The organism is Romboutsia timonensis, from assembly GCF_900106845.1.
GTDB lineage: Bacteria > Bacillota > Clostridia > Peptostreptococcales > Peptostreptococcaceae > Romboutsia > Romboutsia timonensis.
The window spans coordinates 19,337-35,174 of sequence record NZ_LT629865.1; the positions used below are offsets into that span (position 1 = coordinate 19,337).

Here is a 15,838-nt window from a genome sequence, read left to right on the forward strand (position 1 = left end):
TATCCTATAGGTACTATTGCATATGGCNGCTGGATATCCAGAGTTTTTTTCACCTTGATTTATATCCATTTTTTCTATAACTGGTTGTATTAATTTATTAACCTCACCCATATCTTCCATTTTTATACCAAGTATTTCAAATCCTTGTCTAGTTGTTATGTGTATATCTCCATTACCATATTCACTAGCAATTTTAGATACTATCATTAAACTTTCAGGATCTACACATCCTCCTGGTATTCTAACTCTAAGAGAAGTTTGATATTTATTTTTAGTAATTCTATAAGCATTTTTCATAGTTTTTTTAGTATTTAAATCTCTTATCATAACATGTATCCTCCTAATCTATAAGATTTTTAGCATAAGAATAATCAAACACAGGTCCATCTATACATATATAAGTGTCATCCATCTTACAGTGTCCACATTTTCCAATACCACAGCACATTTTTCTTTCATATGAAACCCATATATTATTTTCAGCTATATCTCTTTTTAAGAATTCTTCAACTGTAAACTTCATCATCATAGGAGGTCCTACAACTATTGCAGACATATTATCAAGATTTTCTATATTAAGATTTGGTATATACTTTGTAACTAATCCAACATTACCATTATAATCTTCATCAGCTTTATCCACTGTAACTAGTACATCTAGCTTTTCACTCCATCTTTTTATATCAGGTTTAAATAATATATCTTCAAGAGATCTAAATCCTGCTATTAACTTAAAACTCTTGCATTTATTAGGGTTATTATAAAAATATTCAATTATTCCTCTAACAGGAGCTAATCCACTCCCCCCTGCTACAACTACTATATCTCTTTCTTCATATAAGCTAACATCAAAACCATTTCCATAAGGTCCTCTTATAAAGAAATTATCTCCTATATTATATTTAAACAACTCACTAGTTACCTTCCCTACATTTCTTATTGTGAAATCTATATAGTCATTACCGTATCCTGAAACTGATATAGGACTTTCTCCAAATTTAGGTATTGATATTTCATAAAACTTTCCAGGAAGCACTCCATCAGTTTTACAACTTACTCTAAATGTCCATTCTATATCTGTATGTTTAACTATATCTGTTATTTTTGCTGCAACTGGTATATATTGATTCATTTATTTTGCCTCCTCTTTAACTAACACTACATCCGCTACTTTTTCTATACATTCTGAAAGTGATATATATTGAGGACATGCATCATCACATCTTCCACAACCTACACACATTTGATATCCAAATCTCTTATTAAAATCATGAATTTTATGCATGACCTTATATCTCATTCTTTCCCCTTGTTTTTTTCTGAAGGAATGTCCTCCTGCCATATCTGTATATCCATCAACTTGACATGATGCCCATACTCTTCTTCTTTCTCCAACGTTTTCATTTTCTTTGTAGTATATATCTTGCATAGTAAAGCATGTACATGTTGGACAGACAAAGTTACATTTTCCACATGCTATACATCTAGCATCATACTCATCCCACATAGGATGTTTTGAAAGTTCTACTGGGTTAATATTTTCAGGAACTTCTAAATTAATTATATTTTCTTTAACATAATCAACTTCAAAGTCACAAGCTTCTCCTTCAAATATATCTAAAGAACTATCCTTTATATCTAAATATATTTCATCATCTCTTAAGTTTATTGCCATTGAGTAATTATCACTTTTATTTGAATCCATACTTACACAAAAGCAATTTCTAAAGCTTTCCTTACATCCTATAAGTACAAATTTAACTTTTTCTCTTAATCTTTCATAGTAATAGTCTCTTTCTATTCCATTTCTAAGGTATATCTCATCTATTCTTTTTACTCCATTTAAATCACATGCTCTTAAAAATACTAAAAGCTTTTTATCATCTATATCACTTGTTTTATATTCTTTTTCCGTAAAGTAAAACAACACTTGAGTTATTGGCAGGATTGTTTCTTTTGCCGAGAAATTTGATTTTTTATTAAATTCTATTTCTTCTATAGTTCTTATTTCTTCATACTTTGTTATATCTGTATCAGAAAACGTTCCTTTGAACGGTGTAGTTTTAGGTGCTAATATTTTATACTCTGACTTTAACTTCTCTAAACCCTGGTTAAAGCTTGATTTATCTAACTTAATCTTCATATTGTCTCCCTCCTAGAATTTGTTAAATAAATATTAACATCTGATTAACTTTTTAGTCTGTGATAAATATCACACTATGTTAAATTTTTGTCTTTTTATATAACAAAAAGTACCTTATTTTAGGTACTTAGTTTTAGTTTATTATTAAGTTGATTTAAAATAACTTGAAAGTTCATCTTTCTTTATATATACTTTTTTACCTTCTATTTTTACTAAGTTCTCATCTTGAAGTATTTTCATTGCTCTTGATAAACTTTCTCTTTTACAACCTAACATATCTGCTATATATGTAATTGTTAAATTAACATTTAATAATGTCCATTCGCCATTACATACACCAAACTCTTTTCCAATTCTATAAAGCTTTGCTGCTAACTTTTTGTCAATCCTTATTGATATTGAGTTTTTAAGCTGTCTATATAACCTTCTATTTGTATTTTGAGTATGAACTAATATGTTCTTAGTTAAAGCAAAATCATCTTCCATAACTTTAATAAAGTCTTTTGCTCTACATTCAAGTATTATAGACTTTTCAAAAGCTTCACAAGAAACTGTAGTAGTTTTTGATTTATCAAAACTTACTTCATTTATCATTTCACCATTTCTAAGTATGAATATTACTTTTCTTTCTCCATTTTCATTCATCTTAAAAATTGATATCTTTCCAGTTTTTAAAAAATATACTTTATCAACTATATCTCTTTCATTAAATAATATTTCTTTTCTAGCAAGCTGTCTTTCTTTAAGGATTTTTTTTAGCTCTATTTTACTACTTTCTTTTATATCCTTAAATACCTCTATATTGTTCATATGCACACCTTTACTTTTTATATAAATTTCTATGTATTTTAGATTTATCAAATCTATCTATAAATACATTTTCTTCTTCACTATATCCTATAGGTACTATTGCATATGGCACTAATTTTTCAGGTAAATTTAAAGTTTCTCTTACTTTGTTAACTACTTTATTCTTTGGAAATACTCCTACCCAGCAAGATGCTAAACCTTGATTAGTTGCTTCTAACATTAAATTTTGAGTACTTGCACCTAAATCTTGTATCCACTTACCAGGTTTTATAAATTTATCTTTGTTTCCTAATACTACTATACAAATATTTGCATATTTTATATGTCTTGCTCTATGTTGACACTTTGATAATTTTTCTAAAACTTCATTATCATCTACAACTACAAATTCCCATGGACATGCACCTTTAGATGATGGTGCTTGCATTGCTGCTCTTAGAATTTCTTCTATTTTTTCTTCTTCCACTTTTTTATTTATATAAGTTCTTATTGATCTTCTTATTTTTATAGCTTCTAACATAACATCCTCCAAATTATATACATTTGCATAGCTAATACCATATTCAATTTTCATTTTATCAAATTTTGTATTTTTTACCAATATATGTTTAGCTAATTTTTATAAGTGTAATATATATCACATTTAAAGTATTTTTATTTATAATTTTATTCTTAATATAAAAAACTCTTATACCAAAAGATATAAGAGTTATATGCTTGTAATTGGTTGCGGAGGCAGGACTCGAACCTGCGACCTTTGGGTTATGAGCCCAACGAGCTGCCAACTGCTCCACTCCGCGATGTAATATATAATATATTTAATACTGTCTTTAATATATTATATATCAACTACATTAAAAATATTCATATTTTTTATATTCTTTTTAATAATTTTAACTACTCATATTAATTTAGTTTTATTTTCAGAATACATTAATTATAATATCTTATCTAAAAACTGTTTAGTACTTAAAATTATATTAAATATAGTTTAATATATAAAAAATTCGCTACGCTCATGTCGCCAACGATATGACACTCGCTACCGCTTCGGTCACATCCGTTGCTCAAAATGTCCCTTGGTTATAAAAACCAAGAGACGAAATTTTCAGTAATGGCCTATTTTGATTCTGATCTTATTGATTGTGCTAATTCATATTTTGCTAACCAAGCTTTTCTTTCAGCTTTTAATTTAGATGCTAAAACTTTATATTCTTCTTCTGTATAATAATTTCTTGGGTTATATTTTTCTATATCTATACCATTAACTTGTACTGTCACTTCATATCCCCATTCTTCATCTTCTACCCAATTAATAGTATCTCTTGCTATTTCTTTCATTATAGTTGTTGATACTTTTATGCTTAATTTTTCACCTTTAAAATCACCTTTAGCACCAACACTACCTGTATTTAATATATAACATTCCATATCAGGATTGTTTTGTAGTATTTCTTTAAGTCTTAATCCCTCTTCTATTTCAGGTCCCATTATAAATGGATTAGTTCCGACACATCTTTTTGATTGACCAGCTTTTGTTGGATCTCCTGCTGAAGTTTCTATAGATTCACCTAACATAAATGCTTCTAAAGCTTGATCTGGATTTAATTTAACTACTGGAGGTACTATATCATTTCTTCTAGTTATAAATATTATTTTATTTGCTTTTTCTAAGTCTATAGTATCATCAGTATTTGGTACTTCACTTCTTAATATTATACCTCTACCATTTGAAGTTAAGCTTACATCATCAAAATCAACTTTTCCATCATCATAAACTTTTACATTTTCAAGGATCGCTCTATCTGTTGTAGCTGCTTTATATAATACACCTTGTTGTTCTGGATTTAGTCCTTCAGTTTTTATAAAGAATCCAGTTTCTGTTCCTACACAATATCCATTTTCGTCCATAAATATAACATCATCTTGTCTAACGATAGATTTTTCTTCACCAGTTAAACCATGGTCATGTATAGTTAAAGTTGTTTTTCCTGTTCCACTAAGGCCAAACATTATAAATCCAACGTCTTTTAATTCATGATTTTTATCATAAACTCTTAGTAATTTACTTCCTGCATGGAATCCAAGTCCTCCTTCTTCTTTAACTTTATACATAGCCATTCTTAAGAAAGATTTCTTAGCTTCACCAAAATAGTCACTTCCTAATATTAAAGTTAATCCTGTTTCAGGATAAGCTATCATTATTCTTTCTGGCCATTCAGGGATATATATACTTAAAAGATCTGGATTTTCAGGATTTGATGATGGTTGTAATGTATTGTTCCACATATATGCTATTCTAGCGTATTCTTTAGATATATATAATCTACAATTATATGAAAACTTATCTCCCATACCCATTTGACGATCTATTCTTATTACATCTTTATCTTTTACATATTCAAGAACTTTTTGTAGTATTTTATCTGCATCTTCTTGACTTATTTCTTTTTGGTCAACACCAACTTCTATCTCATCAACTATATAAGTATTTTTAGCACTTCTATTTCTAACTTCAGTTACATAACTTGCACTGTTAAATTCAGTTGTTTTTTCCATTGGTTTTGCTAAGTTTCTTAATTCTTGCTCTGTAGGATTTGATATTACATTTTTAAATAATTGATCGTTAAAATTTTTTAATTCATGCATTGTATATTCCCCTCTCTATTTTAGATATCGTATTTATGAATAAGTAAGTACGTATTAAATATATGTGCATTTTAATTTATGTCGTGTTTTAATATAGTATACGTATGAATTTAATATTTGAGCATGTAATATTTTTATTTTTTTAATTTTGAGTTGTCCATATATTTTAGTGTATTAGAAAAAACTTATGGGTAAAATAAGTTTAATCATTTTGAAAGGATGTGACACAATGATTTTTAACATTCACGAAAGTGGTAAAATAGCTATTGATAAGATGATTGAAAAGTCTAATTCTAAGGATAAAAGCTTTAGAATTTATATTCGTAGAATAAGTGCTTGACTAGGCCCTGTATTTGATGTGGTTCTGGATGAACCATCTGATAAAGATGATGTTTTTGAAGCTGATGGATATAAAATTATAATTCATAAGGAATTAGCTGAAAAGATTAATTCAGTTGAAATATTTTTTAAAGAGGGTATTAGTAAAAGTGGCTTTAGAGTTTTAACTGATATAGTTTGGAAGTTTGAATATAGATTTATGGATTGGGCCAAGATAAAGTATGTTTATGAAAATAAATTACAAAATAAGTAGTCAACTTTACTGTCAAAAATAAATTTAATATAAAAGGTTATGTTAATCTATTTGGCTATTAAAAAAATATCAAAATAAAAAACACCAGTCCTCGTCAATTCGAGGATAGGTGCTTTTATCAAGTCTCGTCATAATAAACTCTATGAAAAGTTACTTGATTTTTAAATTATCTAGTAATTATTATCTATAAGATTTTATGGTATAGATTCAATTGCTACACTCTATCTAATTAATATTAATGCAAATTAGATAATACTTTTTCAAATTGCATTAGTTCGTAATATATATAAAATTAAAAATCACTTATGTAATTTCACTTTTATGACAATTCTATTATAGCATTTATGTTGTCTTGGCTTTTTGCTGTAATAATATGCTTATTATTTTGCTCTTCATAATAACATTCAACATTTTCACCATACAATATTTCTTTTTTATACACTATTCTTATATTATTAAAAACTTTATTATTATAAATATCCTCTGGTAGAATTTCATATGCCATATCTAGATAGCTTAAATTATTCATATGTTGATTTATATCAATATCTCTTCTTTGAACACAGTAGTCCTTTTTAAAAAGGTAATCTCCACACTTAATATCTTCCATTTCTTCTGTAAATACATTTTTATCTGTTTCTGATTCATATAAATCAGCAATATCTGCTGTAAGTCTTACTGGTCTTCTCCTATCTGTATCAACAAAGATCCATCTTGATGTTCCAATTACAATTATATTTCCTTCTTTATCCTTAATCTGAAAATCACGGTATGCATATAGTCTTTCTACTTTTCTTGACCATGTTTCTACCTTTATATCATCATTATATTTAGGCCTTTTTATGACCTCCATTTTCCAATCCAAAAGCATCCATGCCCTCTTTTTAGTTTCTATTTCTAAAACTCCATACCCTACAGATGCACTGTGAAGACATGCTATATCTTGCATTATTGCAAGAAGTGCTTTATTAGTTGCTTCATTATTTCTTCCTATATCTTCTAAACCAATTTTATAGTTACTAAAGTATATCATAAATATTTCCCTTTCTATTTAATATATCTACTTTTTGCTTAATATCTTATATGATATCAAAAATATTTTCATTTCGCATTATATAACATTTACGCCCTTTACTATATTGTAGTTCTCATTAAATAATATTTATACAATAATACTTAAAATCTATGTAATTTCTTTTATTTCTTTAAGTATCTAATTTTTTAAACAAGACTTGCATTATTTACGCTACATTTGGAATTATAATCATATACTTGTAAATTTTTAGATAAAGGAGACAAACTATGGATAAAAGTAAAAATAATTATAAATATATCATAGCAGTATCTAGTTTTATACTTATGGCTGTTGCATTTAGTATAGTAAATAGCGTAAATACAATACTTACAGCACCAGTAATAAATGCAAGAAACTTTAGTATTGGAGAATTTTCTCTACTATTTACAATAACAGCAATAACAGTAGCAATATGCTCACCTTTAGTAGGAAGTCTTCTAAATAAAGTAAACATAAAAATAATAATGTCANCTTAAATTATTCATATGTTGATTTATATCAATATCTCTTCTTTGAACACAGTAGTCCTTTTTAAAAAGGTAATCTCCACACTTAATATCTTCCATTTCTTCTGTAAATACATTTTTATCTGTTTCTGATTCATATAAATCAGCAATATCTGCTGTAAGTCTTACTGGTCTTCTCCTATCTGTATCAACAAAGATCCATCTTGATGTTCCAATTACAATTATATTTCCTTCTTTATCCTTAATCTGAAAATCACGGTATGCATATAGTCTTTCTACTTTTCTTGACCATGTTTCTACCTTTATATCATCATTATATTTAGGCCTTTTTATGACCTCCATTTTCCAATCCAAAAGCATCCATGCCCTCTTTTTAGTTTCTATTTCTAAAACTCCATACCCTACAGATGCACTGTGAAGACATGCTATATCTTGCATTATTGCAAGAAGTGCTTTATTAGTTGCTTCATTATTTCTTCCTATATCTTCTAAACCAATTTTATAGTTACTAAAGTATATCATAAATATTTCCCTTTCTATTTAATATATCTACTTTTTGCTTAATATCTTATATGATATCAAAAATATTTTCATTTCGCATTATATAACATTTACGCCCTTTACTATATTGTAGTTCTCATTAAATAATATTTATACAATAATACTTAAAATCTATGTAATTTCTTTTATTTCTTTAAGTATCTAATTTTTTAAACAAGACTTGCATTATTTACGCTACATTTGGAATTATAATCATATACTTGTAAATTTTTAGATAAAGGAGACAAACTATGGATAAAAGTAAAAATAATTATAAATATATCATAGCAGTATCTAGTTTTATACTTATGGCTGTTGCATTTAGTATAGTAAATAGCGTAAATACAATACTTACAGCACCAGTAATAAATGCAAGAAACTTTAGTATTGGAGAATTTTCTCTACTATTTACAATAACAGCAATAACAGTAGCAATATGCTCACCTTTAGTAGGAAGTCTTCTAAATAAAGTAAACATAAAAATAATAATGTCATTATCATCCATCCTTGCTGGAGGCGGATACATGCTATACGGACTTGCAAATAATATACTATCTTTTTATCTAATAGGAGTAATTGTTGCAATAGGAATGTGTGGACTTACAACAATACCAATATCAACAATGATATCTGACTGGTTTGAACCAGAAAAAAAGGGTTCTATAATGGGAATAGTTTTTGCAGGAATAGGTACGGGAACATTCTTTTGGATGCAAATAGTATCTAAATTTTTAGAAAGATATAATTATAGACTTGCTTATTTCTTTTTAGGAGCTATAGTTGTTATAGTTTCACTTCCTATAAGCTTGTTTATAGCAAAAAGACCAGATGATGTAATGNCTATATTGTAGTTCTCATTAAATAATATTTATACAATAATACTTAAAATCTATGTAATTTCTTTTATTTCTTTAAGTATCTAATTTTTTAAACAAGACTTGCATTATTTACGCTACATTTGGAATTATAATCATATACTTGTAAATTTTTAGATAAAGGAGACAAACTATGGATAAAAGTAAAAATAATTATAAATATATCATAGCAGTATCTAGTTTTATACTTATGGCTGTTGCATTTAGTATAGTAAATAGCGTAAATACAATACTTACAGCACCAGTAATAAATGCAAGAAACTTTAGTATTGGAGAATTTTCTCTACTATTTACAATAACAGCAATAACAGTAGCAATATGCTCACCTTTAGTAGGAAGTCTTCTAAATAAAGTAAACATAAAAATAATAATGTCATTATCATCCATCCTTGCTGGAGGCGGATACATGCTATACGGACTTGCAAATAATATACTATCTTTTTATCTAATAGGAGTAATTGTTGCAATAGGAATGTGTGGACTTACAACAATACCAATATCAACAATGATATCTGACTGGTTTGAACCAGAAAAAAAGGGTTCTATAATGGGAATAGTTTTTGCAGGAATAGGTACGGGAACATTCTTTTGGATGCAAATAGTATCTAAATTTTTAGAAAGATATAATTATAGACTTGCTTATTTCTTTTTAGGAGCTATAGTTGTTATAGTTTCACTTCCTATAAGCTTGTTTATAGCAAAAAGACCAGATGATGTAATGGCTAAATTAAAAGATTCTAACAATAAAAGTGATAAATCTAAAGATAAGTCCTATACATTTAAGGATATATCTAAAGCACCTTCATTTTGGACTTTTTCAATAGGTCTTTTACTTATGGGTATAAGCTTTGCTGGAATCAAACAACATATACAGCCATATTTATCAGTTTTAGGTTATTCAATTTCTTTTAATGCAAATATAGGGTCTACTCTTGCTGTTACAGGTTTAGTTGCAAATATTGTAGGTGGTATTTTATTTGATAAGTTTAAAACTAAAATAGTTTTATATTTTATGGGAACTGTTAGTTGTATTAGTGTAGTTTTTTTAATACTTGCAGGTAATCCGATATTTGCATACTTGTTTACAGTTTTTTACGGTCTTACTATGTGTATGTCTTCAATTTGGCCATCTTATGGAGTTAGTAGACTGTTTAGCAATGAGAACTACTCTGTAATTTTTGGTTTTGTAAATATGTTTTTTATCCTAGGTACTTCAATTGGACCGTTTTTATCAGGTGTTATAGCTGATACTTCTTTTGGGTATCAGGCTTCTTGGGTAATATATTTTTTCACAACTATAATTGCATATTTCCTATTTATTAGATCTGTTAAGAATCATTAGATTTTATATAATTAACTCGTTGTGCTAGTTAGATTTAATTATTGAAAATACTAGAGTTTAGTTATTGTATGGTATAATACAACATAAGAAACTTCAACCTATAAGTGGTGGTTTCATATAGTCCTAGTTTATACAGTAAGTAAGTATGAACTAGGACTATATGAAACTAATGATAAATTTTATTATAGGAACTATAAGTTCTATTTGTACTGGATTAATATCTAGTTATATATATGATAAAATAAAAAACCACTTATCTATTTGCCATAGAAAAAGTGGTTTAGAATTCAAATTTAAACTTAGATTCAAATTAACTAAAAAGTAATTTATAATAGAGACTAATACTCTATCCCACTAGATTATAGTTTCTTTTTTATTTAATCTATATTTATATTATACTACATTAACTGAAATAATAAACTTAAATTATCTATGATTACTACAGTAATAAACTATATTATTTAATATCTAAAGTTATAGCCTTCTCTTCATATTTTATAATATGGTTATATTTGGAGTTTCTAGAATCTTTTTCTCTATAATATTGATATGGAACTATTTTTATACTACTTAATTTATTTATATCAATCACCTTTTTTATATCTGATTGATATACTTCTAACTCCATATTAATATATGTTCCTTCAGCATTACCTCCTCCACTACTTCTACTACCAATTATATTTCCATCTTGATCTTGTAGTTCAATATCTATGTATCTATTTTTGAACTCATATCCTTCTCCCATTTTTATATTATAAATTAACTTTGTAGATACAGGTGATATTCTCAACATTTTAATATCTAATTCTGCCTTAAATCCTTCATCTTCTATCTTTATATTTTTATTTATATCATAAGTTTTAGTTTCATCTTTAATCTTATGTCCATTTACAATAAAATTAAATTCCCACTTCCCATCTATATCAATAAAATTATCATACTTTGCTCCAGGTAATAATCCAACTTGATGTATTCCTATTTCTTCAAATACTACTTTCATTTCATAATCTTTATTAACATCTATATTATCAAGTAATTGATAATTTTCAATATCAGCATATCCATCATCATTGTTATCAATTGAAGTTAATGATATTGTTGATAAGAAGTCTTGTTTATTTTCTTTTTCCTTTTCAAAAATTGTGCTAGTACTATCTAAAATAAATTTTTTATTATCAATATATACACTTGCTTTATTCCAGTAATAATTTTTGTTTTTGTACAATCCCTTCTTTAAATTACTTTCATCAAATTTAGAATGGTCCATATTCATACTTAGCAATATCTGTCCATCGTCTAATAAAACTTCATATAGTGTCATCTTTATTCCCTTATCTTCTACACTTTCATTAACACTCACTTTATAACCATTAAATTCATTTTCTGTCTTACCAAAATACTGTTCTATCTGTCTTCCTATATTTCCAAATACTGCCCATACTCTATCATTACTTAATGTTACTATCGAAATTGATACACATACAATAGATGCAGTAATTAACTTTTTAAACTTATTTTTTTTCAATTTATTTTGTTTACTTATTTGAGTATTTACAGAATTAAATATTCTATTTTTATCATTCTCACATAAAGTATATTGTTTATAATTATTATCATCTATAGACATATCATTAAACAACTTATATTTATTACTCATATTTATCCTCCCTTAGTTTTTAGTAACTAACTTTCTTAGTTTTTGTTTACATCTTGAAATTCTCATATAAATATTTGATGAGCTTGTGTTCATTTCTTTTGCTATAGTGTCAATATCTAAATCTTCTATGTATCTTTTTATAAATAACTGTCTGTCTTTTTCATTTAGATTTTGTAGTAAATAATTTACCTCTTCTTTTATTTCACACTCTAATAAATTCTTATCTATAATATTTAAATCATCATCAATATCATACAATTTAAGCTCTTTTAAATATTTCCGCTTATAATCTATTGTCTTATATTTAGAAACTACACCTATCCAATTTTTTAAAGTATTTTTCTTATTGTCAAAGTCTTTTATATTCATCCATATAGATAGTAAGATATCATTTAAACATTCTTCTTGATGATTAGGTAACATTCGTAAATTATTTTTTACAATTGTGTTTATATAATCACCATATACCTCTATTAATAGACTTAACCCCTCTTCTTTTTTCCTATTAATATATTTAATAATTAATTTNCATATTCATACTTAGCAATATCTGTCCATCGTCTAATAAAACTTCATATAGTGTCATCTTTATTCCCTTATCTTCTACACTTTCATTAACACTCACTTTATAACCATTAAATTCATTTTCTGTCTTACCAAAATACTGTTCTATCTGTCTTCCTATATTTCCAAATACTGCCCATACTCTATCATTACTTAATGTTACTATCGAAATTGATACACATACAATAGATGCAGTAATTAACTTTTTAAACTTATTTTTTTTCAATTTATTTTGTTTACTTATTTGAGTATTTACAGAATTAAATATTCTATTTTTATCATTCTCACATAAAGTATATTGTTTATAATTATTATCATCTATAGACATATCATTAAACAACTTATATTTATTACTCATATTTATCCTCCCTTAGTTTTTAGTAACTAACTTTCTTAGTTTTTGTTTACATCTTGAAATTCTCATATAAATATTTGATGAGCTTGTGTTCATTTCTTTTGCTATAGTGTCAATATCTAAATCTTCTATGTATCTTTTTATAAATAACTGTCTGTCTTTTTCATTTAGATTTTGTAGTAAATAATTTACCTCTTCTTTTATTTCACACTCTAATAAATTCTTATCTATAATATTTAAATCATCATCAATATCATACAATTTAAGCTCTTTTAAATATTTCCGCTTATAATCTATTGTCTTATATTTAGAAACTACACCTATCCAATTTTTTAAAGTATTTTTCTTATTGTCAAAGTCTTTTATATTCATCCATATAGATAGTAAGATATCATTTAAACATTCTTCTTGATGATTAGGTAACATTCGTAAATTATTTTTTACAATTGTGTTTATATAATCACCATATACCTCTATTAATAGACTTAACCCCTCTTCTTTTTTCCTATTAATATATTTAATAATTAATTTATCTTCCACCAATTACCCTCCTTTTAAGTAGCTACATATAAACATTCGTAATAATTATAACTTTTCTAACATAAGATTTTATTTTTATTGTATTATTCATTAATAATATAACATCTCCTTAATAATAAAAAATTCGCTTCGCTCATGTCGCCAACGACTTCGTCCGTTGCTCAAAATCTTTTTTACGCTCAAAAATAATTTATTCATATCACTTATATTCATAAGTTATCCACATTTTTTAAAGTATTATAATATCCTTAAGCGTAAAAAAATAGGAGAAATTTCTCCTATTCCTTTAGTTCGCAATTTATAACAATTGTAAACTTTATTATATTATAAATCTTATTAAATAATTTACCAACTAAAAATGCCTATATTAAGAATATGTCAAATTTATACATTACTTGCTCCAAAACTTTTCACATAAAGTTTTAACATCATCACTTTTTCTTACTCTAAAATTAGGATACCATTCATAAGGGAACAAGCTTTGATATATTCTTTGAGAATATCTTTTATCAAGAAGTAATATAACTCCTTTATCATCATCTGTTCTTATACACCTACCAGCAGCTTGTAATACCTTAATCATGCCTGGATATACATAAGCATAATCAAAGCCTTTATTACTATCTTTCATATGGTCCTTTATAATATCTCTTTCAATTCCAATTTGAGGCATTCCAACTCCTACTATAATAACCCCTATAAGTTTATCATTGGTTAAATCTATACCTTCAGAGAAATGTCCACCTAGTACACAAAATCCAACATGAGTTTCTTTATTATCTTCATCAAACATAGATAAAAACTCTTCTTTTTCTTCTTCACTCATATTACTTTCTTGTATTGATGTATTTATATCTGGGTAGTTTTCCTTCATTTTTTCAAATACTAGTTCCATATACTTATATGATGGGAAAAATACCATATAATTTCCTTTTTTAGCTTGTACACAGTTTGCAATATATGATGCTATATCACAACTTGTTTCAAATCTTTTGTTGTAAGTTGTAGCTACATTATCCCCTATCATAAGTAGTCTGTTTTTTACATCAAATGGACTTTTCAAGTTTATAATAAAGTCTTCTTCATCATAACTATACATTTTCATAAAGTAATCCATAGGAATAAGTGTTGCTGAAAATATAATGTTTGATTTAGCTTTTTTCATTTTTTCTTCAATTACTTTTTGAGGATTAACACAATATATTTTTATATTCATTCCATTAAATGTTTNGTCGCCAACGACTTCGTCCGTTGCTCAAAATCTTTTTTACGCTCAAAAATAATTTATTCATATCACTTATATTCATAAGTTATCCACATTTTTTAAAGTATTATAATATCCTTAAGCGTAAAAAAATAGGAGAAATTTCTCCTATTCCTTTAGTTCGCAATTTATAACAATTGTAAACTTTATTATATTATAAATCTTATTAAATAATTTACCAACTAAAAATGCCTATATTAAGAATATGTCAAATTTATACATTACTTGCTCCAAAACTTTTCACATAAAGTTTTAACATCATCACTTTTTCTTACTCTAAAATTAGGATACCATTCATAAGGGAACAAGCTTTGATATATTCTTTGAGAATATCTTTTATCAAGAAGTAATATAACTCCTTTATCATCATCTGTTCTTATACACCTACCAGCAGCTTGTAATACCTTAATCATGCCTGGATATACATAAGCATAATCAAAGCCTTTATTACTATCTTTCATATGGTCCTTTATAATATCTCTTTCAATTCCAATTTGAGGCATTCCAACTCCTACTATAATAACCCCTATAAGTTTATCATTGGTTAAATCTATACCTTCAGAGAAATGTCCACCTAGTACACAAAATCCAACATGAGTTTCTTTATTATCTTCATCAAACATAGATAAAAACTCTTCTTTTTCTTCTTCACTCATATTACTTTCTTGTATTGATGTATTTATATCTGGGTAGTTTTCCTTCATTTTTTCAAATACTAGTTCCATATACTTATATGATGGGAAAAATACCATATAATTTCCTTTTTTAGCTTGTACACAGTTTGCAATATATGATGCTATATCACAACTTGTTTCAAATCTTTTGTTGTAAGTTGTAGCTACATTATCCCCTATCATAAGTAGTCTGTTTTTTACATCAAATGGACTTTTCAAGTTTATAATAAAGTCTTCTTCATCATAACTATACATTTTCATAAAGTAATCCATAGGAATAAGTGTTGC

General features: G+C 26.5%; 17 protein-coding genes, 1 tRNA gene and 1 pseudogene. 4 read left to right on the plus strand and 15 right to left on the minus strand.

Annotation, left to right across the window (positions count from 1 at the left end):
- Positions 1 to 24 precede the first annotated feature (24 nt).
- The 7 genes and pseudogenes from BN7997_RS14870 to BN7997_RS14900 all read right to left on the minus strand — a co-directional run.
- Positions 25 to 327, minus strand: a pseudogene (locus BN7997_RS14870) (sulfite reductase subunit C); the annotation flags it as partial.
- Between the two features lie 13 nt (positions 328 to 340).
- On the minus strand, positions 341 to 1,132 hold the full coding sequence (gene asrB, locus BN7997_RS14875) for an anaerobic sulfite reductase subunit AsrB (protein WP_071121594.1): 792 nt from the start codon (positions 1,130 to 1,132) through the stop codon (positions 341 to 343).
- Complete coding sequence (gene asrA, locus BN7997_RS14880; RefSeq protein WP_071121596.1) at positions 1,133 to 2,143, minus strand: anaerobic sulfite reductase subunit AsrA; 1,011 nt, start codon at positions 2,141 to 2,143, stop codon at positions 1,133 to 1,135.
- Positions 2,144 to 2,287: 144 nt separating this feature from the next.
- Positions 2,288 to 2,953 (minus strand): Crp/Fnr family transcriptional regulator, encoded by a 666-nt coding sequence (locus BN7997_RS14885; protein ID WP_071121597.1) that lies wholly within the window; start codon positions 2,951 to 2,953, stop codon positions 2,288 to 2,290.
- 10 nt (positions 2,954 to 2,963) lie between these two features.
- The gene (locus BN7997_RS14890) at positions 2,964 to 3,473 is read right to left on the minus strand and encodes a nitroreductase family protein (protein ID WP_071121599.1); all 510 of its coding nucleotides are present in this window, start codon (positions 3,471 to 3,473) and stop codon (positions 2,964 to 2,966) included.
- Positions 3,474 to 3,677: 204 nt separating this feature from the next.
- Positions 3,678 to 3,753: transfer RNA gene (locus BN7997_RS14895), tRNA-Met, on the minus strand.
- A gap of 319 nt (positions 3,754 to 4,072) precedes the next feature.
- Positions 4,073 to 5,602: a phosphoenolpyruvate carboxykinase (ATP) gene (locus BN7997_RS14900; RefSeq protein WP_071121600.1), complete on the minus strand. Its 1,530-nt coding sequence runs from the start codon at positions 5,600 to 5,602 to the stop codon at positions 4,073 to 4,075.
- Between the two features lie 358 nt (positions 5,603 to 5,960).
- Between BN7997_RS14900 and BN7997_RS14905 the strand changes: the two genes are divergently transcribed.
- A complete protein-coding gene (locus BN7997_RS14905; RefSeq protein ID WP_071121601.1) occupies positions 5,961 to 6,194 on the plus strand; it encodes a hypothetical protein in 234 nt (77 codons plus the stop codon).
- 319 nt (positions 6,195 to 6,513) lie between these two features.
- Here BN7997_RS14905 and BN7997_RS14910 read toward each other — a convergent pair whose 3' ends face one another.
- Both BN7997_RS14910 and BN7997_RS14920 read right to left on the minus strand, forming a co-directional pair.
- Positions 6,514 to 7,227 (minus strand): acyl-[acyl-carrier-protein] thioesterase, encoded by a 714-nt coding sequence (locus BN7997_RS14910; RefSeq protein WP_071121602.1) that lies wholly within the window; start codon positions 7,225 to 7,227, stop codon positions 6,514 to 6,516.
- Between the two features lie 509 nt (positions 7,228 to 7,736).
- The gene (locus BN7997_RS14920) at positions 7,737 to 8,258 is read right to left on the minus strand and encodes an acyl-[acyl-carrier-protein] thioesterase (protein ID WP_071121604.1); all 522 of its coding nucleotides are present in this window, start codon (positions 8,256 to 8,258) and stop codon (positions 7,737 to 7,739) included.
- 326 nt (positions 8,259 to 8,584) lie between these two features.
- On the opposite strand from BN7997_RS14920, the gene BN7997_RS14925 reads away from it, so the two are divergent.
- The 3 genes from BN7997_RS14925 (at position 8,585) to BN7997_RS15695 (ending at position 10,818) form a co-directional block, all read left to right on the plus strand.
- Positions 8,585 to 9,127, plus strand: coding sequence for an MFS transporter (locus tag BN7997_RS14925; RefSeq protein ID WP_456300067.1), 543 nt, complete (start codon positions 8,585 to 8,587; stop codon positions 9,125 to 9,127).
- A 157-nt stretch (positions 9,128 to 9,284) separates the two neighbouring features.
- A complete protein-coding gene (locus BN7997_RS14930) occupies positions 9,285 to 10,493 on the plus strand; it encodes an MFS transporter (RefSeq protein ID WP_071121606.1) in 1,209 nt (402 codons plus the stop codon).
- A gap of 169 nt (positions 10,494 to 10,662) precedes the next feature.
- Positions 10,663 to 10,818, plus strand: coding sequence for a hypothetical protein (locus tag BN7997_RS15695; protein ID WP_154665264.1), 156 nt, complete (start codon positions 10,663 to 10,665; stop codon positions 10,816 to 10,818).
- 132 nt (positions 10,819 to 10,950) lie between these two features.
- Here BN7997_RS15695 and BN7997_RS14935 read toward each other — a convergent pair whose 3' ends face one another.
- From BN7997_RS14935 to BN7997_RS14960, 6 genes are all read right to left on the minus strand, one after another.
- Positions 10,951 to 12,153 (minus strand): DUF4179 domain-containing protein, encoded by a 1,203-nt coding sequence (locus BN7997_RS14935; RefSeq protein ID WP_071121607.1) that lies wholly within the window; start codon positions 12,151 to 12,153, stop codon positions 10,951 to 10,953.
- Between the two features lie 12 nt (positions 12,154 to 12,165).
- Positions 12,166 to 12,687: a sigma-70 family RNA polymerase sigma factor gene (locus BN7997_RS14940; protein ID WP_071121608.1), complete on the minus strand. Its 522-nt coding sequence runs from the start codon at positions 12,685 to 12,687 to the stop codon at positions 12,166 to 12,168.
- A complete protein-coding gene (locus BN7997_RS14945; protein ID WP_071121609.1) occupies positions 12,668 to 13,075 on the minus strand; it encodes a DUF4179 domain-containing protein in 408 nt (135 codons plus the stop codon). The genes BN7997_RS14940 and BN7997_RS14945 overlap by 20 nt, the downstream gene beginning before the upstream one ends.
- Before the next feature lie 12 nt (positions 13,076 to 13,087).
- Positions 13,088 to 13,612 (minus strand): sigma-70 family RNA polymerase sigma factor, encoded by a 525-nt coding sequence (locus BN7997_RS14950; protein WP_071121610.1) that lies wholly within the window; start codon positions 13,610 to 13,612, stop codon positions 13,088 to 13,090.
- Positions 13,613 to 14,003: 391 nt separating this feature from the next.
- The gene (locus tag BN7997_RS14955; RefSeq protein ID WP_071121611.1) at positions 14,004 to 14,828 is read right to left on the minus strand and encodes an ATP-dependent DNA helicase; all 825 of its coding nucleotides are present in this window, start codon (positions 14,826 to 14,828) and stop codon (positions 14,004 to 14,006) included.
- Positions 14,829 to 15,097: 269 nt separating this feature from the next.
- The coding region (locus BN7997_RS14960; protein WP_278335277.1) for an ATP-dependent DNA helicase at positions 15,098 to 15,838 on the minus strand (741 nt) is incomplete at its 5' end.